The organism is Chryseobacterium urinae (assembly GCF_030518295.1).
Classification (GTDB): Bacteria; Bacteroidota; Bacteroidia; order Flavobacteriales; family Weeksellaceae; genus Chryseobacterium; species Chryseobacterium mucoviscidosis.
In genome coordinates this window covers 50,654-73,672 of sequence record NZ_JAULSJ010000022.1, presented here as the reverse complement: position 1 = coordinate 73,672, position 23,019 = coordinate 50,654, and the positions used below count along the sequence as shown (strand labels likewise).

Sequence of the window (23,019 nt, the reverse complement as noted above, 5' to 3'; positions counted from 1 at the left end):
GTAAATCAACGATTAACCTTTCTTCTTCGTCCAGTTTTTTATCCTGTTATAATCCAGAAAGTATGTTAACTTTAGAGAAATATTATTTACAGTAGGTTCGCTGAAAAGCATATCATAGTTTTTCTTCACATTCAGCCTCGAAAATTCAAGATAATTGGAAGTTGCGTTTCTGTATAATAAAGTAAGCTGGCTTCCCGGAGCAAACCACCACGAAAATCTTAAATCCACATTCCATGCATTATAGGTTCCGTTCAGGTTTTTGTCAAAAGCATTCGTTTCTGCAAGACTTCCGTCCTGATTCAGCGTGTAAAATTGTTTGTAGGTAACATCCGAAAAATAATGTCTGAAAGTTAATGTAAGAGCCATTTTTTCATTAAAAGTATACTTTGAAGTCAGTGCATTTTCGTAGGTATTTCGCTGTCTTCTTCCGATGAAAATATCAGAGCCGTTTTTCCCTGCAAAACCTGTTTCATTATTGCTGAAGCTCGGATTAAAGCTCCAGTTTACATTAAATTTGTCTGAAAAACGGTAACGAAGTCCGAAATTGGTAAGAACCTGATTTCTTCCTTTTTCATCGTACGCATAATAATCGAAACTGAAATTAAGCTGTAACTTTTTTCTGCTGTCGCTTTCAAACCATATCCATGAATCGAAGTATTTGGGAACTTTCAGATGTCTCCCAAAAGTTCTGGGTTCGTAAATATCATTCTGGGTAAAAGGGGTAAATTCTATTCCTCCTCCGAAAACCCTGAAATTTTTATCGGTAAAACTGTTATTGTTATTAAAAATCAGATTCTGAAAAATAAAAGGTTCCAATCTGTGGAAATAATTCAGGTTGAAATTCAGATACATATTGTTGAACGTTTTCGTAGGCTGCAAAATTCTGTAACCATACCATGCGTTGTAATTTCCGAAATTCGTTCTTGTCGAAAATCCTACATCGTTGATGTCCCAGTCTTTTGTAGTGACATTTCCGTTGATATTAAAACGGTTTTTCCCTGAAATTTTTGCAAAGCCAAGCTCACCTTTAGTCCCGAATTTCGTTTCACTATCCATCACCCAGCTTCCTTTTAAACTTCCGAAAGTATTGTAAGTATTTTTTTTGTTGTTGATATCCCAGAGAATTCCCGTTGCATTGGCATCGCGGAAATCTCCGTTTCGGGTAACATTAGTATTTACCAAAGAGATAGAAGAATTCCCGTTAAATCGCTGGTCAAAAACCAGAACATTGTAATTCGTCCACGGTTCTACCACCTCTCTTCTCACTTCTCCGGTTTCATGGTTTAAAATCGTAGCTTCCATTTTTTGCGTTATTCCGTTAAAAAAACCTATTCCCAATCCTTTTTTTGTTCTTCCCGAAATTTTAAAAGCATTGAATAATTTTACCTTTGAAGGATATTCTGTTACCTCTTCATTGTCATTGGTTGCAGGATATCTCGAAGGTTCTCCGCCGACTCTTCTTGAATAAAACATTCCGCCTTTACTGAATAATTCGGTTCCTTCTGTGAAGAATGTTCTCTGCTCGGAAAACTGCTGTTCAAACGGGGTTAAATTTAAAATCGAATTATCAAAATTTGCCTGCCCGAAATCAGGAATCAAAGTCATATCGAAGGTAAAAGCATCATTAATACCGTATTTTACGTCCATTCCGCCGTTGATATTGGCGGTTGTTTTTCCGTCGAAACTGTTTACATAGGTAGAAAAATAAGGTGTAAAAGACAATCGTGTCGGAGGATTGATGTTTTCAATTCCTTTTAAAACACCATCGAATAAAGTGTAAGAATTTTTTGCATTATCCACAAAATTCCAGTCATAAGTAGTTTTTGTACGCTGAATCCTGCGGAACATATTCATTCCCCATTCCTGAACGTTACTTTTTGGAAATCTCAGTTCAGAATAAGGGATTTTCATTTCTACCGCCCATCCTTTTTCATTGATTTTTGCCCCGCTGTACCAGATAGAATTCCATGTATCATCTTCTCCGTCCGTTGTAATTTTTGCATCAAACTGAACGCCGGCTGCGGTTACCATAAATTCCAGACTCTGCTGTTTGTCGTTGTACCCGTTTAAAGTAACTCCGAAGAAATCATCATTTCCTACGCCGTCTCTTTCTGTGAGTTCTTTGGCAATTTTATGAGGAGTAGGATCGTACATCTGGGCTCCGAAATAAATTCCTGTATCATCATATAAAATTCTGACTTCCGTTCTGATAGAATCTGCCTGAAGTTTTCCGTTGTTGGGCTGTCTTTCTATAAAACCGGTAGCAACAGGAGCATTCCGCCATTCTGCATCATCCAGAATTCCGTCTATTTTGGGAGATGATGAGGTTTTTGTGATGACGATGTTTTTTCTGACAATCTGCGCATCTTCCTTTTTCTGAGAATAGGTAAGTAGGGAAGATAAAGTAAGGCAAATTGCCAGGATCTGAGTTTTCATAGTTCAGTTCTTAATGTTTTAAAGAAGACAATCGAAATCTGAAATCTATTACATCACAAACAAAAAAATGTCTGCAAAATTTGCAGACACCTTATTTCTAATGATTTACAAAGAATTTATTTTGTAAACTTTAAAGGATATTTTACATTTTTATATCCGTCGATACTTGCTTTTAATGATCCGACTGCCAATTCAGCTTTCAATAAAATAGGAATATGATTGGCGTCGTTGGAAACCCACATCGTTACTCCTTCTTTCTCTTTAAAAACCCTTCCGCTCTTCACAGACGGAATAATTTTTAAACAATTAATTGTCCCGAATTTGGTATCCAGATTTTCAGTTCCCACTACTTTTAGCTGAAAAGGAAACATTTCATCATCAATCCATACATTCATGTTGATTACTGTTCCGGTTTTCAGTTCAGCGGCAGTTTTACTTCTTAAATAGTAGAAGCAGGAAAGCATATCCTGAACTCCTTTTACAGATTTTATTACTTTCGATCCGTTTGCCGGCGTTTTCTTGTCCGTTAAAACCAATGTATTGTTGTCGTGGTTGAAGGTTGTTTCCAGATGCTGTCTGTAGCTTCCTTCCCGCACGTTTCTTACATAAAAGCTCGGAAGTTCAGTCTGCATATTGATGTAGCTTTCATAAAAATCTTCTACCTTAAAAAACGCTCTTACTGCTCCAGTTGTCTGTCCCGTTCCTCTTACATGAAGATGCGGAGCTCCTTTGAAGGTGGTTTTCTGTGCCGTAAGATTAGCGGTACCCGCATTCAGAAATCCGTAATGGATTCTCAGCGTAATAGACTCTCCGTCTGCAATATTATTAATCTGTCCAAATCCCAGAATGAATATAAATATCGAAATAATACTTAAAAATTTCTTCATAATTTAAATTTTACAAAAACATTGCCAAATTCAATAACTTTAAAATATGAAATATATTTGACAAATCTCAGTTTTTTATTTAGACTGAATTAAATATGCTTCGCATTAAAATTAGTAAATTTGCGATCACAAGTATAATTAAATTATCTTATAATTATGATAACGACGGATATATTGATCATAGGAGCCGGTCCTACAGGACTTTTTGCTGTATTTGAAGCAGGTTTATTAAAAATGAAGTGCCATATTATTGATGCACTTCCTCAACCGGGAGGACAGTTGGCTGAGCTTTATCCTAAAAAGCCTATTTTCGATATTCCGGGATATCCTTCTGTAAATGCGGGAGAGCTTGTGGATAATTTGATGGAGCAGATCAAGCAGTTTCAGCCGGGATTCACTTTGGGAGAAACAGCAGTTTCTTATACAAAAGTAGATGATGAATGGTTTGAGGTAGTTACGAACAAAGGAACGGTTCACAGAGCGAAAGCGATTGCTATTGCAGGAGGTTTGGGAACTTTCGAGCCGAGAAAACCTACGATTGAAAATGTAGCCGATTACGAAGAAAAAGGTCTTGAATATTTTGTAAAGGAGCCTGAACATTTCAGAAATAAAAAAGTAGTAATTGCCGGAGGAGGAGACTCTGCACTGGACTGGAGTATTTTCTTATCTAATGTAGCGTGTGAAGTTACGTTGATCCACAGAAGAAACGAATTCCGTGGTGCTCTGGATTCTGTAGAAAAAGTTCAGGATCTTAAAAATCAGGGTAAAATTAAATTAATAACTCCTGCAGAAGTTACAGCCATTAAAGGTGACGGAAAAGTAGAAGCGATTACGGTTGCTGTTGACGGACAGGATCCTTACGATATTGAAACAGATTATTTTATTCCGTTATTCGGTTTAACACCAAAATTGGGAGAAATCGGAAACTGGGGACTGAATATCGAGAAAAATGCGATCGTTGTAAACAATGCACTTGATTATCAGACAAACATCGACGGAATTTATGCGATCGGAGACATCAATACTTATCCGGGAAAATTAAAGCTGATTCTTTGCGGGTTCCATGAAGCAACTTTAATGTGTCAGAGTGTTTACAACAGACTGAATCCGGGTAAAAAATTCGTTCTGAAATATACAACGGTAAGCGGAGTAGATGGTTTCGACGGAAGCAGAAAAGAAGCAGAAAAAGCTGTTGTTAAAAAAATTGACTAATTTTGTTGTCTGTTGTTGAATATCAATTACCATAACAATCAACTATTAACGATCAACAAAAGATGAGCGATATTAATATAAAAATTACCGATAGGGAAGGCGTTACGCACGATGTTGTTGCACCAACGGATATGTCTATGAATCTGATGGAAATCATCCGTTCTTATGAACTGGCGGAAGAAGGAACCATCGGAGTTTGCGGAGGAATGGCAATGTGTGCTTCATGTCAGGTTTACGTGACCAACGATCCGGGACTGGACGAAATGGGCGCAGAAGAAGATGCCATGTTGGGGGAAGCATTCCATGTACAGGAGAACAGCAGACTGGGCTGCCAACTGCATATCGTTCCAGAAATGGAAGGTCTGGAAGTAGAGATTGCTCCTTATCCTTAGAAAGATTTTAACTTACCATAAAATAGAAGCCTCCCGAAGAAAATCTTCGGGAGGTTTTGTTTCTATTATTTTACAGGCTGAAATTTTGGATGTCCCACCTGCCACAAAGAAAACGAATAAATATCAGCGTATTCTTTAAAAATAACATCGAAATCACTTGTGAAATGTCCGTTTTCATAGTTTACATATAGCAAAACAGGTTTTTTTGAGGCGGAATCTTTTTGCAGTATGGCTGCAAATTTTCCGGGTTCCCAAGGTTCAACTCTGGAGTCGTTCATTCCGGTGCGGATGATTACAGCGGGATACTTTACTCCCGCTTTTACTTTACTTTGAGCATCCATTTCAAGAAGGTTTTTGGTATCTTCTTCATTTTTTAAAGTTCCTATTTCCGGAATCTGATTGGGACCATTAGGGGTAATCTCAGAACGTAAGGCATTGGTCATTCCCACTTCTGCTATAGCTACAGCATACAGATCAGGTCTTTCCGTTATGGCTCTTCCAATGAGTACTCCGCCCATACTTACGCCATTTCCTATGAGTTTTGAAGATGAAGTATATTTTTGGGAGATCAGGTATTCCGAACATGCAATAAAATCTTTCCATGTATTCGGTTTTTTTGCTTTCATACCGTCTTTATGCCAGTTTTCACCTTTTTCACCTCCTCCTCTTACGTGGGCTATTGCCAATACGACACCCTGTTCCAAAAGTACGGAAAGTCTTGTTGAGAAACGGGGCTCATATGAAAATCCATAACCGCCATAACCTGTAATATAAGCAGGATTACTGCCATCCATTTTTATATTTTTAGGATAAATAACAGATAGCGGAACCATAACGCCGTCGTGGCTTTTTACTTCCACCTCTTTTACGTTGTAAAGTGTGCTGTAATCCGGATATTTTGTTTCTGAATTAAGGTATTTACTTTTTACAATATCTCCTTTTTCAGGGTTATATTCGTAGGTCGTTAATGGAGTCAGCCAGTTAACGTTGTTACAGAATATGTTGTCATTTTCTCTTTGGTCGAGAGATAATGAACTGTTAACCCCGGTTGGGAAATCAATTTTTTTTCCGGCAAGCGTATTGATATTGACCTGATATTTATCTCTTACAATACCGTCTCCTAATGAATAATAAAGATAGTTTTTAGAATTATGAATACTTATGATTACTTTATCCTTGTTTTCCGCAACTACTGTGGTGGCTTTATCAGGATCAGGATTTGATAAGCTTGTGAGAGTGATTTTATAATTAGGTGCATCTTTATGAGTCAGCAGAAATAATTTGTCGCCGGAAATAAATACATCAGTAATATCGTCTGATGGTTTTACGATTTGTCTCCAGTTTATTTTTTTATTTTTTAATTCAGAAAAAGGTGCAACAAAAATCGGACTTTCAGATTTTACAGAACTTAATCTTAAAACAATATTTTTATAGTCATCGGTAAAATAAATTGAGGGAAATTGCTCTGTTAAAGCATTCAGTTCCGGATAATCTTCTCTGGATGCTAATACCTTGTCAGCTTTTGTGTCGGTTCCAATCACATGAAGCATCGCTTTCATATCTTTTAGAAGCATATTGCTGCTTGGATCTGCGGTACTCATTTTTGTATAAAGAAGAGCCTTATCGTCGGGAGTAAATTCAAAAGCAAATTCACTCCAGATAGGACCGATTTCATCCTTTAAAAATTTCTTGGTGGCAAGATCAAAAATTCTTAAATCGCATATTTCCCCACCTGCTTTTGACAGTAAAATGGCAATTTTCCCCGCTTTCGAGTCAAGTACAAAATTGGTGATTTGTGTATTTTTGCCAAGCATTTCAGGATCAAAAATCAGCGATTCTTTTCCTGTTGCAAGATCTCTTGAATAAAGCTTAGAAAGGTTTTCGCTTTTTTTAGTCTTTGTGTAGAAATAGGTGTTTCCTCTTTGATAGATGACGTCGAAAGAATCACCGTTCATTTCCTGTACTTCTTTCATGCGTCTGTAAAGATCTTCACGGTGCGGAATTTTATCAATCACGGTATGGCTGAAATCAGACTGAGATTTGAACCATTTTTTTACTTCCGGATTTTTGATGTCTTCCAGCCATCTGTAATGATCTGTGATTTTTGTACCAAAATAATCATCCACCACCGCTTTTTCAGGAGTTGCAGGATAAGTGTACTGTGCGGATATTATTTGACTTAAAAATAATCCTGCTGAAAGAAATATATTTTTCATGGCTATATTTTTTTTGACAATTAAAAGTCTGTAATGTAAATATACTAAACTTCCTCCCTCGAAATCCATTTTCCAACATTCGGAGCCTGATAATTTTTCATCATTTCCAGTAATTCTTCAATATTTTCACAGATTAAAAGCATCTCACGGTTAATCTGCTTTAAAAATCCTTTTTCCACCATTGTTTCCACAAGCCTGATCAGATCGTCATAAAATCCGTTGATGTTTAAAATTCCAATCGGTTTTTTATGAAGTCCCAGTTGCGCCCAGGTTATCATTTCAAAAAATTCTTCCATTGTTCCGTAACCTCCGGGAAGAACAATAACGCCGTTGCAAAGTTCATTCATTTTGGTTTTTCGCTCATGCATGGTTTCCACCAGAATTAATTCTGTCAATTGTTTGTGGGCAATTTCTTTGGACTGTAAAAAGCGGGGAAGGACGCCGGTTACTTTTCCGCCTTCATTCAGTGCTCCGTCTGCAACAGCGCCCATTAAACCAACATCTGCGCCGCCGTAAATAAGCTGAATTTTTTGTTTTGCCAGAGTTTCACCAAGCAAAGCTGCTTGTTCTTTGTAAATAGATGCAGAACCGAAGCTGGATCCGCAGAATACGGTGATGCTTTTCATGATTAACAATTAAAAAAACTGAATTAAATTTTTCTTTTTTGAGGGGACTGTCTGTTTGAAAAGAATGATAAAATTTCCACGCTACCATTGTTTACGCGGTAATACATGGTGTTAAATTCCAGAATAACCAGTTTGTGAATGTTTTTGCTTTCGGATATGGGAAATATGAAAGGATTTTGAGATATAATTTCAATTAAACTTTCAATTTTTTGAACAAGCTTTTTAATTTCTTTATCCGTAAAATGAAGTTGAAGATATTCTATTGTCTGTTCTAATTCCTCTAAAGCATTTGGGGTCCAGAGAATATTATAACCATTTTCCATATAACTTTCTGGCTTCAGAATGAGATTTTAGTTCATTATTATCCGCTTCAGAAATTCCTTTTTCAATTGATTCTTTTTCTTCTTCCGAAATTAAACTCCACCAGTCTTTAGTCTCCTCTTTCCTGAATTGAATCAGTTTTTTGATAACAGAAGCATCCTCCAATGTTGACAGCCATTGAATTAATTCAAGTTTTTCATTGAGTGTCTGTGTGTTCATACTTTGGATTGTTTATTCAAATGTATAACTTTTTGATAACAATTGAGAAAGATTAGGAACAAAAAATATCCAAAATCAAAAAGACTTTGGATATTCAATATAGCAATTTTACAATTTTATTTCTGAGGAATGTTGGCTAAAATATCTTTCAGGAAACTCCAGAATTTCTGTGCGGAAGGAATATTTGCTTTTTCATCCGGAGAGTGCGCTCCGCGAATGGTGGGTCCGAAACTTACCATTTCCATTTCAGGATAATTGGCTCCGATGATTCCGCATTCCAGACCTGCGTGACAGGCTACCACGTGAGGCTTTTCACTGAATTTCTCCACGTAGATTTTTTCCATCAATTGAACGATTTCAGAACCCGGTTTTGGTTTCCATCCCGGATAAGAACCGCTGAAAACGGTATTCATTCCGGCAAGTTCAGCAACCGATTTTAACTGTTCAGCCACCGAATCTTTAGATGATTCTACAGATGATCTGGAAAGGTTTAAAATTTTTAATGCACCGTGTTTTAATTCAACTCTTGCGACGTTATTGGAAGATTCTACCAGATCTTTTACATCCGGACTCATTCTGTACACTCCGTTATGAAGAGATTTCAACGTTAAAATAATCTTTCTGGAATCTGCTTCCGAAATCGCTTTCTCTGAAGTTGTCGTGTTTTCGATATTGATCTGAAGACCGGCTTCAATGCTTGCAAACTCGTCTAAAATTTCTTTTTTAAGTCCGTTCGTCACTTCTTCGATAAATTCCTGAGCATTTCTTACGGAAGCAACAGCAACGGCTTCTCTCGGGATTGCGTTTCTCAATCCACCTCCGTCAATAGAAATCAACTGAATGTTTTCTTTTTCCAAAGCCTTATAAAGAAGTCTTCCCAAAATAACATTTGCATTTCCGAAGCCTTTGTGAATATCCATTCCGGAATGCCCTCCTTGTAAACCTTTTACTTCAAATCTCACGATTTGTCCGTTTGCCGCTTCAGTTTCGTAGTTTTGGGAGATCGTTACATCAATTCCTCCGGCGCAGCCGATATCAATTTCATCGTCTTCTTCGGTATCAAGATTCAGAAGGATATCTCCCGTTAACTGTCCCGGTTTAAGACCTAAAGCTCCTGTCATTCCTGTTTCTTCATCAATGGTGAAAAGTGCCTCCAAAGCAGGGTGCGGAATATCTGAACTTTCCAGAATAGACATGATTGTCGCTACTCCTAAACCATTGTCGGCTCCCAGAGTGGTTCCTTTTGCTTTTACCCAGTCTCCATCGATTTCCATTTTGATTCCTTCTGTTTCAAAATCAAAATTTACATCATTGTTTTTTTGGCAAACCATATCCAGATGCGATTGCAAAACCACAGATTTGCGGTTTTCCATTCCTGCAGTTGCCGGTTTTTTGATGATTACATTTCCTACTTCATCAACAGTAGTTTCCAATCCTAAGTTTTCACCAAATTCTCTGATGAACGCAATTACTTTTTCTTCTTTTTTTGAGGGTCTCGGAACCGCATTTAATTTGGAGAAATTTTTCCAGATAATCTGCGGTTCTATATTAGATAGCTCCATGAAATTTATTTTTATCAAAATTACGAAATAAAAAATGCTCCCGATCATTCAGAAGCATTCTTTTTATCGTTTCATGCAGATTTTTAGCATCCGCATTCTCCGTAAACAGGTAGGGTAACAACCGTTCCGTCTGGTTTTTCAATCGTAAGTGTACCTTCAAAAAGTAAAGCTTCTTCACCTTTTATTTTTTTACCTTTTACCGAGATTTTGTAGTCGTCGCTTTCAATTTCTTTGCTCAGTTCTTCGTCTACTTCCATATCGCTTGAAGAGATCAGATTCATGGCAAGTCTTTTTCCGTCCAGCTTCATGTAGGCTGTTTTTCCGGCATCATCTGCATAAATGTATTTTTCGTTTTCAAAATCCGACTTGCTTTTTGCAAAATAGCATGAGCATTCCTTAATTTCTTTTGGAAAAGGAAATGGATCAACAACAATGCCTGTTTTCTGGGCATCTGTTTTTACAGAATCCTGAACTACCGTTACAGAATCTTTTTTTGCCGGATCGGAAACTGTTTCTTTATCCTTTTTGCAGGCAACCAGAAGGAAAGCCGAAAAGAAAATGATTACATATTTCATCGTGTATTATTTAATTTAACCTAAAAAATTTCGAAACTTAAAGGTATGAAAAATTTAATTTATTGATTTTTCTGATAAAGTTTGACTGTTTAAAATCATTCATATCTCATTCTGAATTCATCAATTTTTTTCAGAATGATATTGCTCCAGTCTCCTTCATCCGGTGAAATGATGATGGTTTTAAATCCGAATTTTTTTCCTTCCATTTCAACTCCTGCAGAATCATCAATATGAATATCAATGCCAAATTCCGGAGGAAATTAGAGACATTTTTGCCTTTTCGTATCACTCTTCTGTCATGCATTTGCTGATTGATGATAAAATCAACCGGAATACTGTAAGATAGAAACATCAGCTTAATTTTTAAGGTACTCCTGTAAGAAGTCGTATAAATATAAATTGTATGTTTTCTGTTTCTTAATGCTTTAAACAATGCAACTGTTCCGGATCGAATCCTTTCGCATCCGGTAATTTTAGCCCAAAAAGTCTCTTTTTCTAAAGGAAATCTATTGTTGGAAATAATGGTATCATCTAAATCAAAAGATATTTTAATAGATTGAAAACTGTGGAAATTCTTAGGCTATCCTCTCGCTCTTTCAAGCAGCGTCATCATAAGCAATGAAAGAATGACCAGGCTTTCTTCTTCGTCATCTATATCAACCAGTCTGTCCAATTGAAATCTTCTTCCGAAGAAAGACGGCATTTTTTTCAGTTTAAAATAAGCTTTTCCATCTATTCCGGCTACGGTGTAGGAAGGATTTAAGAAATATCCGGTAAACATTCCGATCACAGGGATTTCGCTCACCATTCCGTCCAGAAACTTTGTCCATGCGTTGTCTTCTGTGATGGTAAATCTCTCTTTATCGTTACTGTCCAGAACGTTGTAAGTCGATTTCCAGAAAGAACGCATCCCTTTTCTCGCAAGTCTTCCAAAGCTTCTTCCTGTCGCTATTTCAGTTAAAGAATAAGAGGCATTAAAATCAAGCCATCGATCGGCTTTGATTCTGAAAAGTTCTTTAGACTTGCTTTCATCATTAAAAATGATAACGTCTTCTTTCAGTTTGAACATTTTCTGACGCACATAAGCGACGTAATTTCCGTTTTTGTCTGTAATATTGAAATCACTTGCCAGTGTTGAAATTTTAAATTTAAAATCCAGTGGATAGTTTAAATTGTTAAGAACCATTGAGTTTTATTTTTTTAAGTTAATATTTGGATGATCAAATATAAGGTTTTTAATCTGAGCTTAGAAAACGGAACTCTGAAAATGGAGGATTATTAAAAAGAATTAAAATTTATTTTTAGGCTCTTAACATAAAAACAACAGGTAGTAAACTGTCAACAATTATCATTATTTTTGTTCTATGGATTACCCGAGTAAAGTTTTAGCGAAAGCAGTGGATGAAATTGCCGGATTACCCGGTATCGGAAGAAAAACGGCTTTGCGTTTGGCATTACATTTATTGAAGCAGCCCAATTCCAGAGCAACAAGTCTTGGAAATTCCCTCATTAATCTCGTGAACGAAATAAAATACTGTAAAGAATGTCATAATTTTTCGGATTTTGAGATTTGTGAGATTTGCAGCAACGAGAAACGAAATGATGAGGTCATCTGTATTGTGGAAGATGTACGCGATGTAATTGCTATTGAAAATACAGGAAAATATACAGGGAAATATCTAATTCTGGGAGGTAAAATTTCTCCGATGGAAGGAGTAGGACCCAATCAGCTAAACATTCCGAGCATCGAAAAAAAACTGAATGACGGAAAGGTGAAGGAGTTTATTTTTGCGTTAAGCGCAACCATGGAAGGGGATACTACGGCATATTATATTTATAAAAAGTTTAAAAATTTTAATGTGAATTTTTCCAGCATTGCGAGGGGAATTTCTGTAGGAGATGAGCTGGAATACGCAGATGAAATTTCTCTTGGAAGATCGATTATGAACAGGCTGCCTTATAATGAAGGAAATTCTTAAAAATTAAAAGAAAAATACTTCATGGAAACTGCTTATTCAAATAATCCCATATCAGAAAAATTAAAGACTTACAGTTTAGCCTGTATTTATCTTGCTGTAAATTCTCTTTTTATCATTAAATACGGAGAACAGTATAACATCCCGATTTTGGCAGGATATCTTATTATATTTTTTGGATTGGGTTTCTTTTATCTAAAATTACATTTCAAAGAATTTTTTTATAAAACGGCTTTTTTCCTGGGAATATTTTTCTTCTTTCTGTTTAGCGTGTACCTGAATTATAAAGTAGATGGAAATACGCTGAATGTTGATCGCTGGTCGGCAATGGAAGTCGGGATAAAGGCTGTTTTCAATGGGCAGTATCCTTACCATATTCCGGATCATATGGGAAGAGAATCTTCCAATCTGCCGGTTCTTATTGTGTTTGGGATGCCTTTTTACCTGCTTTTCGGAAGTGTAGGTTATCTGCAGTCTTTTTCTTTCCTGCTTTTTGCTTATTTAATTTTTAAAATTTTTCCTGATTACAGGCAGAGACTGGCTGTATTGGTATTGCTTTTCCTTTCGCCAAGTTATTTCTGGGAAATATATGTTAAAAGTGATTTGTTTTCCAATTTTATTATCATTGTAGGATCGGTTTATTTAATTTGGGAAAAATTCATCAAAGAGAAAAAGATAAATTCTGCGGTTGTATCGTTTTTATCCGCTTTAATTTTACTCACGAGACTTTCAGCAGTTATTCCGCTGACAGTTTTATTGTTTAAAAAATTTGTTGATTTTTCAATAAAAGAAAAACTGCGCTTTACGGCTGTTTTTTTAGTTACAGTGATTGCGGTCTGTTATATTTTCTTTCAAAACGCACCAGATTTTGATGTTTTTCTGAAGCATAATCCTTTTGCTATTCAGGGAGCAAAACAACCTTTGATATTAAGTATTTCTTATATTGTTGTAGGCTGTATACTTTCATTTAAAGTAAAATCTTTTTATGAAACCCTGCTTTGGTCAGGAGTTTTACTGTTTATCTGTGTTTTTGTTCCGTTTGCGATGTTTTTCGCAGAATATGGCTATGAAAATATGATCGTTAATTCATATTTTGATATCAGTTTTTTCAATATGTCGATGCCGTTTGTAATGAGCGCTTTAATTTTGAGCATTTTTAAAAATAATATAAAAGTATAGATGGTTTCCGTAATTATTCCGATGTATAATGCTGCACAATCCATTGTTTCTGCTTTGGATTCTGTGAAAAATCAGACTTTTCCACTGGAGAAATTTGAAATTATCATTGTGAATGACGGTTCCACAGACGAGAGTGCTTCTAAGGTTACAGCTTACATTAAAGATCATTCTCAGCTTAATATAACTTTATTACATCAAAAAAACGGTGGGGTTTCGAGTGCAAGAAATACAGGTTTAAGAATCGCAAAAGGAGACTATATTGCCTTGTTGGATGCCGATGACGAGTGGGATTCCAAGAAAACGGAAAAACAGATCCAGTATTTTGAAAATAGTCATCTGAAAATAGATTTTCTTGCCACGGCGAGAAATAACAATAAAATCCTTTTTCCGTACCGTATAAAAAACGGTCTTGCGGAAATTACCTTCAGAAAACTTCTGATAAGAAACGAAGCACAGCCTTCTACGGTAATGTTCCGAAGAAAAGTTCTGGAAAACACAGGTTATTTTGATGCCGAACAGCGGTATGCGGAAGATGTAAACTACTGGATGAAGGTTTCCCTGAAAAATAAAATGTACATTCTGAATGAAAGTCTGGTTCTGGTAGGCAAAGGAAAAAGAAGTTTCGGGGTTTCGGGTTTGTCTGCAAATCTTCCCGAAATGGCAAAAGGTTTTAAAAAGAATCTGAAGGAAATGTATGATTTAAAAGAAATAAACTTTATTCAATATACCACATTTAAGCTTTTTTATAAAGCAAAATATTTACTTTTGCTCCTTCGGACTTTTTATTATAATTTAAACAGAACAAAATAAACATTTCACAAGTATCAAATGAAAATACTCATCACAGGAGGAGCCGGATTTATTGGGAGTAAGTTGTCTTTAGAACTTAAGAAGAAGGGGTATGAAGTTACGGTTCTGGATAATCTTTCTTCTCAGATTCACGGAGAAAATCCTGATGAGGATTCGCCTTTGTACAGAAATATTTTAGGGAATGTAAATTTCATTAAAGGAGATGTTGCTCATTTTGAAGACTGGGAAAAAGCGATTGAAGGGCAGGATGTTATTGTACACTTTGCGGCAGAGACCGGTACCGGACAATCCATGTACCAAATCGAGAAATATACGGATGTGAATGTTTCCGGAACGGCAAAAATGCTGGATATCCTCGTAAATAAACCCCATCAGGTAAAAAAAGTGATTATTGCTTCTTCCAGAGCGGTTTATGGAGAAGGAAAATATCTTCATCCCGAATTGGGACTGATTTATCCAAGACCCAGAAACGTGGAAGAGATGCGAAAAGGAAATTTTGAAATTATTTATCCCGACGGGCAGATTCTTCGCGCTTTGCCAACGGACGAAGAGTCTAAAATACATCCGACTTCCATCTACGGAATTACAAAATATACACAGGAACAGATGGTAATGACTGCCTGTTCTTCTATGGGAGTTGCTCCGGTTGCGCTGAGGTTTCAGAATGTTTACGGAGAAGGACAGTCGCTTTTAAATCCTTACACAGGAATTTTATCTATTTTTTCGTCCCAGATTCTTAACGGAAACGATATTAATGTTTTTGAAGACGGTAACGAATCCAGAGATTTCATTCATGTGGATGATGCCGTGGAAGCAACAATTCGTTGTATTGAAAATGATGCGGCGAACGGCGAAGTTTTCAACGTGGGAACAGGGGTTTCTACCGCAGTAACAACCGTTGCAGAAAATTTCAGAAAATTCTATAACGTAGATTTTGAAATTAATGTTTCCGGGCAGTTTCGTTTAGGAGACATCAGACATAATTTTGCAGACATCAGTAAGATTAAATCAAAATTAAATTTTCAGCCGAAAATATCTTTTGAAGAAGGAATGTCTAAGTTTACCCATTGGGTTCTGCAACAGAATATTCAGGATGTAAAGTTCAAAGAATCTTTGGAAGAAATGAAAGTAAAAGGGCTTTTAAAATGATTGCTTTAAAGGGTAAAAAAATACTTTTTCTGTCGGTTAGTTTTTTTAAATATGAAAGAGCCATAGCAAAAAGACTTTCTGAACTGGGCGCTGAAGTGGATTTTTATGATGAAAGACCTTCCAATTCCAATTTTTCGAAGGGCATTATCCGTCTTAATAAAAGATTCTACCATCTTAAAATAAACAATTATTATAACCGGATTCTTGACGAAATTAAAGGCAAAAAATACGATTATTTCTTCCTGATAAAAGGAGAAGCCATTCCTGTTTTTTTTCTTGAAAAAATAAAGAATGATAATCCCGGAATGGAAATGATTTACTACAATTTTGATCCATTGACGGAATATCCCAATCTGATTGAAAATCTTAAATATTTCGACAAAAAGTTTACGTTTGAATACAATGATTCGGTAAAATATAACATAAGTTTCAGACCTTTGTTTTATGTGGATGAATATAAAAGTTTACAACAGTATTCTCAGAAACCGGAATATGACATTGTTTTTATCGGAAGCGCTCATACGGATCGGTATATTGTAGGAGAAAAGATCAGAGTAATGGCAGATCGGCTGAATCTGAAATCTTACTTTTATTACTATGCAATGGGAAGAATCGCATTCCGACTGAAAAAGATGATTGATAAAAACCTGAAGCAGTTTGACATTACAAAAGTAAGTTTTGATAAGCTGACTCACCATCAGATCATCGATTTTTACAAAAAGACAAAATCTGTACTGGATATTAATAAACCTTTCCAGAATGGCTTAACCATAAGAACCTTTGAGGTATTGGCTTCGGGAAGAAAATTAATTACTACCAATTCGGATATCAAAAATTATCCTTTTTACTGTCCTGATAATATTTTAATTGTAGACAGAGAAAATATTCAGCTCAATCCTGAATTTTTTGCAACCGATTGTAAAGAAATGAATCAGGAAATTTTATATAAGATGTCTTTGGATTCTTTTATAGATTGCCTTTTTGGGGAAGATCAGAATGATTACTGGAATTCTTTCAGAACTAATTAAACTTAAATCAGTTTATCATAAAAACAAAAAAGCAACTCGATCGAGTTGCTTTTTATATATGTAAAAATAAAATTTACTTACTTCGTTGGTGCAGGAGTCTGAACCGGAGTTGTTGCTGAAGCAGGAGCAGAAGACTGCTTAGCCGGAGCTTCTTTTTTTGCAGGCGCCTGAACCGGAGCTGTTGCCGAAGGCTTCCCTGTAATTACAACGCTTAAAAGAATAAGAACGATAATTGTTCCTCCTAAAGTCCATGTTGCTTTCTCCATAAAGTCGTTGGTTCTCTGTACTCCAAACTGAGCAGAAGATGCTCCTCCGAAAGTACTGGAAAGACCTCCTCCTTTAGGATTTTGAGCCATAACGATGATAACCAATAAAATACTGGCGATCATAATAAGAACCATCAATAGTATAAATATAGAATCCATTAATTTGATATCTTTTTGAATGGGCAAATTTAATCTTTTTTTACCGAATGACAAAGAAAGATATTATAAATGTTAAGAAAAATAAAAAACGGCAACAATTGTTGCCGTTTCTACTGTAAGAACAGAAGGTTTTTATTTAAAATCAGAATCTTTCGCCTGATTCACTTCGTACGATTTTACGTTCATTGTCATATCCATTCCCATTTGGCTTACGGTAATGGTATAAGGCATTTTCACGCCTGCAACATCTTTGTAATCTGAGTATGTTGTAGGAACAGTCATGGTTTGTCCCATCGCTTTTACTGTTTTTGTTTCTCCGGTTTTAAGACCTGTTTTTACACTGTAATAATAAGTGTTATCACCATTTTTTACAGCATAAGAATCTTCACCACCGATTTTTTCAATTCCTGCAAGCTTGTAGTCAGCAGATTTTGCAAAACCAAGCTCCGGGAAAAGTTCAGTATTTTTAAGCTTTTCAGCAATTTGCTCAGGCTTCATTTCCACTTTTTTACCCATTTGTTCAGAATATCCTGTCTTTCCGTCGAATACCTGCTTCTGAAGAGTCTGTCCCATTCCTGTAACAGTGGTAAGTTCTTTTCCTCCTTTCGCTTTCATCATTTTCAGATCGATATTCTGTCCCTGCATAGACATGGAAGCATTTACCGTGTAAGAAGAAACTTTATCGATGTTTGCTTTTCCTCCGATAGCGTTAATGTATTTATCTGCAATAGAAGCAACAGTAACTCCGGCATCCACTTTCTGTGTTGTTGGTTTTGCCACAGGATTGGCTTCTTTATCAAAATATTTTACCGGATATCCTAATTTTTCCAGACCTTCAGAAATATCTGCTGCTTTTCCGGCAATGAAAATTCTGCTCTGGTTAGGAAGAATGGTAGATTTTACAGCATTAGAAACATCGGCAGCCGTTACCTTATCAATAGATTTCAGATAATTGGTGTAAAAATCATCCGGAAGATTCTGTACTTTTTGGTTTAAAGCAAATCTTGCAATGGTTGCAGGCTGCTCCAGAGACATGATGAAAGAACCTTTCAGTTTAGCTTTTGCATTTTCAAGTTCTTCAGGCTTTACGGTAGAAATCGCGTTAAGTTCATTCATAAATTCCTTTACCGCTTTATCCGTAACTTCATTTCTTACACTTGCACTTGCCGAGAACTGCGGAGAATATTTGCTTGCGCTAAGATTGGAGTATGCACCGTAAGTAAAACCGTTTTTCTCACGAAGGTTCATGAAAAGTCTTGCTTCACCGCCACCACCAAGAATGTAATTGGCAATCGTTGCAGGGAAGTAGTTTGGATCTTTCATTTTCAGCGTGTTCAGGTTGTTCAAAGAAACCACAGACTGTACTGCAGAAGGAACATCCACTACGTTAATTTCCGTTTTGGCAACATTAGAAGCAGGTTCTAAAGGAGAAACCGGAGTATTTGCTTTTTTCCATCCGCTGAATGCTTTTTCAACCATTGGTTTTACCTGATCGAATTTTACGTCTCCAACGATTACCAGATAAGCATTGTCCGGAGCGTAATATTTTTTGTACGTATTCTGTACATCTGCCAATTGGATTTTGTTGATTGATTCTACTGTTTCAAATTCTCCTCTCGATGTATTTTTACCATACATTAAAGCGTTAGAAACCTTTGAAGCAATTGAAGATGCATTTTTCTCTTCAGATTTTAAACCTTCAATTGCTCTGTCTTTAGAATTCTGGATCTCTTCAGCAGAAAATTTAGGATTGATGATCGCATCTGCCATCAGGTTAAGAACCTGAGGAAAATATTTTGAAAGTGAATTTGCCGCAGCTCCGTTAGAAGAAAAGTTTAAGTTCGCTCCAAGATAATCCACCTTTTTGTTGAATTCATCCTTGCTCATGTTGGTGGTTCCGTTTTCGAACTGTTCCGCCATGATTTCGCTTACGCCTGCTACACTACCTTCATAATAAGGTGCTCTGTCCATGCTAAGACTTGCGCTTACTCTCGGAAGTTTATTGTTTTCCACCACCATTACCGTAAGTCCGTTGCTTAGCTGGAAAGTTTTTGGCTTTGCAATGTTAATGGCCGGAGTGGGTCCCGGTTTTGGCATGGCATTAAGATCTATCTTTTGTGCTGAAACCATTCCTGCGAAGAAAAATGCTGCAGCTATATATGTTAATTGCTTTTTCATTTGTAAAAATTTAATTTTTAATAATCATTTTAACCTAAATACCGGTAGATTACTTCTTCTCAGGTACGTAATTAATGATTATTCTTTGGTTGGAATTAAGATACTTTTTAGCTGCATTCTGAAGATCCTGTCTTGTGATGCTTCTGTAGATATCAATTTCTTTGTTAATCAGGTTTGTGTTGCCCATCAAAACGTGGTTGGTTGCCAGTGAAGCAGCAATTCCCTGAATATTGGAATTAGAATTTACAAACTGGTTTTCAAACTGGTTCTGAAGCTTTTGATAATCTTCCTCAGAAATTAAAGTCGTCTGCAGTTTTTTGATCTCTGCATCAATGTCTGCCTGCAAAGTAGCCTTTGTTGTTTGTCCCATCGGGATCGCAAAGAATGCAAAAATACCGTAGTCTTCAAGACCCTGATTGAAAGCCTGTACCTGAAGCGCTTTTTTATCCTGATCCACTAATTTTTTGTACAAAACAGAAGATTTTCCGCTGCTTAAATAAGAAGAAAGCATATCTAAAATATAAGCATCTTTCTCTTTATTACCCGGCGTTCTGTACGCAAATACATAAGCAGGAAGCTGAATATTAGGATCTGTAGCCGTTACTTCTTTTTCCTGAGTTATAGGAGCGTCTTTCGGGAAATCTTTCGGATAAACCGTTCCTTTTGGAATTCCTCCGTAGTATTCCTTAATCCATTTTTTAGTCTGTTCAGGCTTAATGTCTCCTGCTACTACCAAAGTAGCGTTGTTTGGAACATAATATTTTTTATAAAATGCCTGAAATTCTTCTAATTTCGCAGCATTAAGATCCTCCATAGAACCGATTGTAGGCCAGTTGTATGGGTGATTGGTGAATAGATTTTTCTGTACTGTTGTGAAAAGATTTCCATAAGGCTGGTTATCCATTCTCAATCTTTTTTCTTCCTTTACAACCTCTCTTTGAGTATCCACACCAACCTGATTAATCACCGCATGGCGCATTCTTTCAGCCTCCATCCAAAGACCCAACTGCTCGTTGTTTGATGGGAAAGTTTCGTAATAATACGTTCTGTCATTCGTTGTGTTAGCGTTGTTTTGTCCCCCGTTTGAAGAAACTATTTTGAACCAGTCACCTCTCTTAATGTTAGGTGTTCCTTCAAATAAAAGATGCTCGAAGAAGTGTGCAAAACCTGTTCTTCCTTTTACCTCGTCTTTAGCACCTACGTGATACATTACCCCCGTTGTTACAACCGGAGCCGAGTTGTCCTGATGAAGAATTACGTGAAGACCATTTGGTAAGTCATACTCTTCGAATTTAATTTGTTGTGCATTAAGAGCCATTCCGAAGAAAGCCGCTGCAGCAACAGAAAGAAGTCGCTTTTTCATAAAGTAGAAATTGTTTTGTCAATTAGTTCCAAAAATACATTAATTGTTACATTATAATCAAAATAAAATTAGCTTTAAAAGCACTTCTTTGAAATAAAATTTTATTATGTTAAAAAGTGGTATCATATTTTCAGTGAAAGTTTAGAATAAAAATTAATTTTGTAAAACAGAAACCATTATTGTAATGAAAAACTTTTTAGACCAGAATATCTCTCATGAGTCGCTTAAAATATTATTCAGTCAGGCTCCGGTAGCGATGTCTTTGCTTATGGGGGAAGATTTTATCATCAGTAATGCCAATCAGCAGATTCTTGAACTCTGGGGAAAAGATGCATCCGTTATAGGAAAAAAGCTTGAAGAGGTGCTTCCTGAAATAAGACCACAGGGAATTTTCGAAATATTAGACAATGTTTACAGGACAGGAGAAGTTTTTAAAGGCAATAAATGGTCGGTTTTTTTAGAAAAATTCGGAAATTACGAAGAACACTTTTTTAATTTCATTTATGCACCTGTGTATAATGAAGATCACAAAATTACCGGAGTAAGTGTTGTAGCCACAGAAGTTACCGAGCACGTTATTTCCGAGCAGAAACTTTTAGAAAGTGAGTACCGTTTTGAAGACCTTATCAGGCAGTCAGATTATTCTACCGCGATCTATCGTTCAGAAGATTTATATATAGAGCTTGCCAACGACAGGATGCTGAAAACCTGGGGAAAAGATGCCTCCGTAATAGGAATGAAGCTCGAAGACGCACTTCCCGAACTGGAAGGACAGCCATTTATCGGCTTATTAAAAGAAATTTTTAAAACAGGAAATACCTATTCTGCAACAGAAGACCCTGCAGATCTTGTAGTAGACGGCAAACTTCAGACTTTTTATTACAACTTTTCTTATAAACCGCTTAAAAACTCCAATGGGGAAGTTTATGCGATCCTTAATATGGCAGTAGATGTTACCGATATTGTAAAAGCCAGAAAAGAAGTACAGGAAAGTGAAAAAAAATACAGAGATCTTGTGGATTCTATGCCTCAGTTTGTCTGGACCTGCGATAAGCATGGCAAAATAACTTATATGAACGACAATTGGTACAAATACATGAAGTTCAAAAAAGAAGCAGATGCCAATGACGCCATTAAAAATATCATAAGACCTGAAGTTTATCCTGATATTTTAAAAATCTGGGAAGAAAGTGTAAAAACAGGGAAACCTTTTGAAGTAGAATATGAATTTTCGGATCCCGATGACCCGGAAGTTTACCGCTGGTTTCTGGGAAGAGCAGTTCCCAATCTTAATCCCGACGGAGAAATACATCAGTGGATCGGAACTTTTACCGATATAGATGATTTTAAACAACTGCAGAACCAAAAAGATAACTTTCTGGGCATAGCCAGTCATGAACTTAAAACTCCGCTTACCAGTTTAAAACTCTACACCCAGTTTATTGAAATGAACCTTAATAAAAAAGGCGATTATAAAAATGCAGAGGTGGCAAAAAGAATGAACGACCAGATTGATAAACTGACGGAGCTTGTAAATGATCTTCTGGATGTAACCAAAATTCAGAAAGGACAGATCCAGCTTAATGAATCTGATTTTGATTTTGATCAGCTTGTGGAAGATATTGTTGTAGAACAGCAGATGACGGCAAGACACAAAATTATCTTCAAGAAAGGCGAGATCGGGAAAGTAACCGCAGACAGGCACCGTATTTCTCAGGTGATGAGCAACCTCATCAGCAATGCCATCAAATATTCTCCTGATGCAGATGAAGTGATTGTTTCTACTCAGGTGAAAGATAATATGATAAAATTCAGTGTGAAAGATTTCGGGATCGGAATTCCCGAAGACAAACAGCATAAAGTTTTTGAGCAATATTACCGGGTAAGCGGAACAAAAGAACATACCTTTCCGGGTTTAGGATTAGGACTTTACATCTCCTCGGAGATCATCAAAAGAACCGGAGGAAAAATTTATGTTCACTCCGTGGAAGGAAAGGGGTCTGATTTTTGCTTCGAAATACCTAAAATTAAAATATAAAACATGTCTACACAAATTTTAGTCTTGGATGATAGTCCTGCAATTGTTGATTCTATTGAGATGATGATGGAGCTTGAAGGACTTACCGTTGCCAAGTTCTATAAAGGATCGGATATGCTCGATGCACTGAATACACAGCCAAAACCGGATGTTATCCTCATGGATATGTGGCTTTCCGGAGAAGACGGAAGAGATATATGCAGAACCATAAGAGCCGATGAAAAGCTACGCGATATTCCGGTGCTTATTATGTCCGCAAGCCGAGGACTGGAGCAGTCTGCTCTTGATGCAGGAGCCAACGATTTTATCGCAAAACCTTTCGATATGGGAGATATGATTTCCCGTGTGAGAACGTATATTAAATAAAAACAGATTTTCTTGAAACATCAAAATCCAAAATTTGAATTCTCCATATAATACACTAATT

General features: G+C 36.5%; 21 protein-coding genes. 9 read left to right on the top strand and 12 right to left on the bottom strand.

Annotated features, from left to right (window positions below; translation table 11 throughout):
• Positions 1–12 precede the first annotated feature (12 nt).
• Positions 13–2,436, bottom strand: coding sequence for a DUF5916 domain-containing protein (locus QWT87_RS14360; protein ID WP_302716714.1), 2,424 nt, complete (start codon positions 2,434–2,436; stop codon positions 13–15).
• Between the two features lie 116 nt (positions 2,437–2,552).
• Entirely contained in the window at positions 2,553–3,323 is a 771-nt protein-coding gene (locus QWT87_RS14355) for a DUF3108 domain-containing protein (RefSeq protein WP_302716712.1), read from the bottom strand.
• Between the two features lie 156 nt (positions 3,324–3,479).
• On the opposite strand from QWT87_RS14355, the gene QWT87_RS14350 reads away from it, so the two are divergent.
• Together QWT87_RS14350 and QWT87_RS14345 are read left to right on the top strand one after the other, a co-directional pair.
• Positions 3,480–4,535: an NAD(P)/FAD-dependent oxidoreductase gene (locus QWT87_RS14350; protein ID WP_302716710.1), complete on the top strand. Its 1,056-nt coding sequence runs from the start codon at positions 3,480–3,482 to the stop codon at positions 4,533–4,535.
• Between the two features lie 62 nt (positions 4,536–4,597).
• Entirely contained in the window at positions 4,598–4,927 is a 330-nt protein-coding gene (locus QWT87_RS14345) for a 2Fe-2S iron-sulfur cluster-binding family protein (RefSeq protein WP_087707626.1), read from the top strand.
• Positions 4,928–4,992: 65 nt separating this feature from the next.
• Here the strand turns inward: QWT87_RS14345 and QWT87_RS14340 are convergent, their stop codons facing one another.
• From QWT87_RS14340 to QWT87_RS14310, 7 genes are all read right to left on the bottom strand, one after another.
• A complete protein-coding gene (locus QWT87_RS14340) occupies positions 4,993–7,143 on the bottom strand; it encodes a prolyl oligopeptidase family serine peptidase (RefSeq protein WP_302716707.1) in 2,151 nt (716 codons plus the stop codon).
• Positions 7,144–7,187: 44 nt separating this feature from the next.
• Positions 7,188–7,769 (bottom strand): LOG family protein, encoded by a 582-nt coding sequence (locus tag QWT87_RS14335; RefSeq protein ID WP_302716705.1) that lies wholly within the window; start codon positions 7,767–7,769, stop codon positions 7,188–7,190.
• A 23-nt stretch (positions 7,770–7,792) separates the two neighbouring features.
• Positions 7,793–8,092 (bottom strand): type II toxin-antitoxin system RelE/ParE family toxin, encoded by a 300-nt coding sequence (locus QWT87_RS14330; protein ID WP_214588742.1) that lies wholly within the window; start codon positions 8,090–8,092, stop codon positions 7,793–7,795.
• Entirely contained in the window at positions 8,076–8,309 is a 234-nt protein-coding gene (locus QWT87_RS14325) for a hypothetical protein (protein ID WP_076395731.1), read from the bottom strand. Before QWT87_RS14325 ends, QWT87_RS14330 begins: the two co-directional genes overlap by 17 nt.
• A 116-nt stretch (positions 8,310–8,425) precedes the next feature.
• On the bottom strand, positions 8,426–9,871 hold the full coding sequence (locus QWT87_RS14320) for an aminoacyl-histidine dipeptidase (RefSeq protein ID WP_302716703.1): 1,446 nt from the start codon (positions 9,869–9,871) through the stop codon (positions 8,426–8,428).
• Positions 9,872–9,954: 83 nt separating this feature from the next.
• Entirely contained in the window at positions 9,955–10,446 is a 492-nt protein-coding gene (locus QWT87_RS14315) for a hypothetical protein (RefSeq protein ID WP_302716702.1), read from the bottom strand.
• A 580-nt stretch (positions 10,447–11,026) separates the two neighbouring features.
• Positions 11,027–11,632 carry an LURP-one-related/scramblase family protein gene (locus tag QWT87_RS14310; RefSeq protein WP_076395739.1) on the bottom strand — a complete coding sequence of 202 codons (606 nt, stop codon included), beginning with the start codon at positions 11,630–11,632 and terminating at the stop codon, positions 11,027–11,029.
• 178 nt (positions 11,633–11,810) lie between these two features.
• Here QWT87_RS14310 and recR point away from each other — a divergent pair, with 178 nt between their 5' ends.
• From recR to QWT87_RS14285, 5 genes are read left to right on the top strand one after another with little or no spacing between them, the layout of a single operon-like run.
• Complete coding sequence (gene recR, locus QWT87_RS14305) at positions 11,811–12,425, top strand: recombination mediator RecR (protein ID WP_214588747.1); 615 nt, start codon at positions 11,811–11,813, stop codon at positions 12,423–12,425.
• Positions 12,426–12,446: 21 nt separating this feature from the next.
• Positions 12,447–13,601: a hypothetical protein gene (locus QWT87_RS14300; RefSeq protein WP_302716698.1), complete on the top strand. Its 1,155-nt coding sequence runs from the start codon at positions 12,447–12,449 to the stop codon at positions 13,599–13,601.
• Positions 13,602–14,411: a glycosyltransferase family 2 protein gene (locus QWT87_RS14295; protein ID WP_302716696.1), complete on the top strand. Its 810-nt coding sequence runs from the start codon at positions 13,602–13,604 to the stop codon at positions 14,409–14,411.
• Between the two features lie 18 nt (positions 14,412–14,429).
• On the top strand, positions 14,430–15,560 hold the full coding sequence (locus QWT87_RS14290; RefSeq protein WP_076395747.1) for an NAD-dependent epimerase/dehydratase family protein: 1,131 nt from the start codon (positions 14,430–14,432) through the stop codon (positions 15,558–15,560).
• On the top strand, positions 15,557–16,588 hold the full coding sequence (locus QWT87_RS14285; RefSeq protein ID WP_302716694.1) for a CgeB family protein: 1,032 nt from the start codon (positions 15,557–15,559) through the stop codon (positions 16,586–16,588). The genes QWT87_RS14290 and QWT87_RS14285 overlap by 4 nt, the downstream gene beginning before the upstream one ends.
• Before the next feature lie 77 nt (positions 16,589–16,665).
• Here the strand turns inward: QWT87_RS14285 and secG are convergent, their stop codons facing one another.
• The 3 genes from secG to QWT87_RS14270 form a co-directional block, all read right to left on the bottom strand.
• Positions 16,666–17,013 (bottom strand): preprotein translocase subunit SecG, encoded by a 348-nt coding sequence (gene secG / locus QWT87_RS14280; protein WP_302716693.1) that lies wholly within the window; start codon positions 17,011–17,013, stop codon positions 16,666–16,668.
• A 132-nt stretch (positions 17,014–17,145) separates the two neighbouring features.
• Entirely contained in the window at positions 17,146–19,191 is a 2,046-nt protein-coding gene (locus tag QWT87_RS14275; protein WP_302716691.1) for a M16 family metallopeptidase, read from the bottom strand.
• 49 nt (positions 19,192–19,240) lie between these two features.
• Positions 19,241–20,554: a M16 family metallopeptidase gene (locus tag QWT87_RS14270; protein WP_076395751.1), complete on the bottom strand. Its 1,314-nt coding sequence runs from the start codon at positions 20,552–20,554 to the stop codon at positions 19,241–19,243.
• Positions 20,555–20,738: 184 nt separating this feature from the next.
• Between QWT87_RS14270 and QWT87_RS14265 the strand changes: the two genes are divergently transcribed.
• Together QWT87_RS14265 and QWT87_RS14260 are read left to right on the top strand one after the other, a co-directional pair.
• A complete protein-coding gene (locus tag QWT87_RS14265; RefSeq protein ID WP_302716688.1) occupies positions 20,739–22,592 on the top strand; it encodes a PAS domain-containing sensor histidine kinase in 1,854 nt (617 codons plus the stop codon).
• A 3-nt stretch (positions 22,593–22,595) separates the two neighbouring features.
• Entirely contained in the window at positions 22,596–22,958 is a 363-nt protein-coding gene (locus QWT87_RS14260) for a response regulator (protein WP_087707650.1), read from the top strand.
• The last annotated feature ends 61 nt before the right edge of the window (positions 22,959–23,019 follow it).

What these genes read in the sequence shown, in the direction of transcription:
- QWT87_RS14285 (WP_302716694.1), top strand. Translation starts at nt 15,557, where the DNA reads ATGATTGCTTTAAAGGGTAAAAAAATACTTTTTCTGTCGGTTAGTTTT.
- QWT87_RS14355 (WP_302716712.1), bottom strand. Translation starts at nt 3,323, where the DNA reads ATGAAGAAATTTTTAAGTATTATTTCGATATTTATATTCATTCTGGGA.
- QWT87_RS14360 (WP_302716714.1), bottom strand. Translation starts at nt 2,436, where the DNA reads ATGAAAACTCAGATCCTGGCAATTTGCCTTACTTTATCTTCCCTACTT.
- QWT87_RS14330 (WP_214588742.1), bottom strand. Translation starts at nt 8,092, where the DNA reads ATGGAAAATGGTTATAATATTCTCTGGACCCCAAATGCTTTAGAGGAA.
- QWT87_RS14270 (WP_076395751.1), bottom strand. Translation starts at nt 20,554, where the DNA reads ATGAAAAAGCGACTTCTTTCTGTTGCTGCAGCGGCTTTCTTCGGAATG.
- QWT87_RS14260 (WP_087707650.1), top strand. Translation starts at nt 22,596, where the DNA reads ATGTCTACACAAATTTTAGTCTTGGATGATAGTCCTGCAATTGTTGAT.
- QWT87_RS14340 (WP_302716707.1), bottom strand. Translation starts at nt 7,143, where the DNA reads ATGAAAAATATATTTCTTTCAGCAGGATTATTTTTAAGTCAAATAATA.
- QWT87_RS14345 (WP_087707626.1), top strand. Translation starts at nt 4,598, where the DNA reads ATGAGCGATATTAATATAAAAATTACCGATAGGGAAGGCGTTACGCAC.
- QWT87_RS14315 (WP_302716702.1), bottom strand. Translation starts at nt 10,446, where the DNA reads ATGAAATATGTAATCATTTTCTTTTCGGCTTTCCTTCTGGTTGCCTGC.
- QWT87_RS14265 (WP_302716688.1), top strand. Translation starts at nt 20,739, where the DNA reads ATGAAAAACTTTTTAGACCAGAATATCTCTCATGAGTCGCTTAAAATA.
- QWT87_RS14320 (WP_302716703.1), bottom strand. Translation starts at nt 9,871, where the DNA reads ATGGAGCTATCTAATATAGAACCGCAGATTATCTGGAAAAATTTCTCC.
- recR (WP_214588747.1), top strand. Translation starts at nt 11,811, where the DNA reads ATGGATTACCCGAGTAAAGTTTTAGCGAAAGCAGTGGATGAAATTGCC.
- secG (WP_302716693.1), bottom strand. Translation starts at nt 17,013, where the DNA reads ATGGATTCTATATTTATACTATTGATGGTTCTTATTATGATCGCCAGT.
- QWT87_RS14325 (WP_076395731.1), bottom strand. Translation starts at nt 8,309, where the DNA reads ATGAACACACAGACACTCAATGAAAAACTTGAATTAATTCAATGGCTG.
- QWT87_RS14335 (WP_302716705.1), bottom strand. Translation starts at nt 7,769, where the DNA reads ATGAAAAGCATCACCGTATTCTGCGGATCCAGCTTCGGTTCTGCATCT.
- QWT87_RS14290 (WP_076395747.1), top strand. Translation starts at nt 14,430, where the DNA reads ATGAAAATACTCATCACAGGAGGAGCCGGATTTATTGGGAGTAAGTTG.
- QWT87_RS14310 (WP_076395739.1), bottom strand. Translation starts at nt 11,632, where the DNA reads ATGGTTCTTAACAATTTAAACTATCCACTGGATTTTAAATTTAAAATT.
- QWT87_RS14350 (WP_302716710.1), top strand. Translation starts at nt 3,480, where the DNA reads ATGATAACGACGGATATATTGATCATAGGAGCCGGTCCTACAGGACTT.
- QWT87_RS14275 (WP_302716691.1), bottom strand. Translation starts at nt 19,191, where the DNA reads ATGAAAAAGCAATTAACATATATAGCTGCAGCATTTTTCTTCGCAGGA.
- QWT87_RS14295 (WP_302716696.1), top strand. Translation starts at nt 13,602, where the DNA reads ATGGTTTCCGTAATTATTCCGATGTATAATGCTGCACAATCCATTGTT.
- QWT87_RS14300 (WP_302716698.1), top strand. Translation starts at nt 12,447, where the DNA reads ATGGAAACTGCTTATTCAAATAATCCCATATCAGAAAAATTAAAGACT.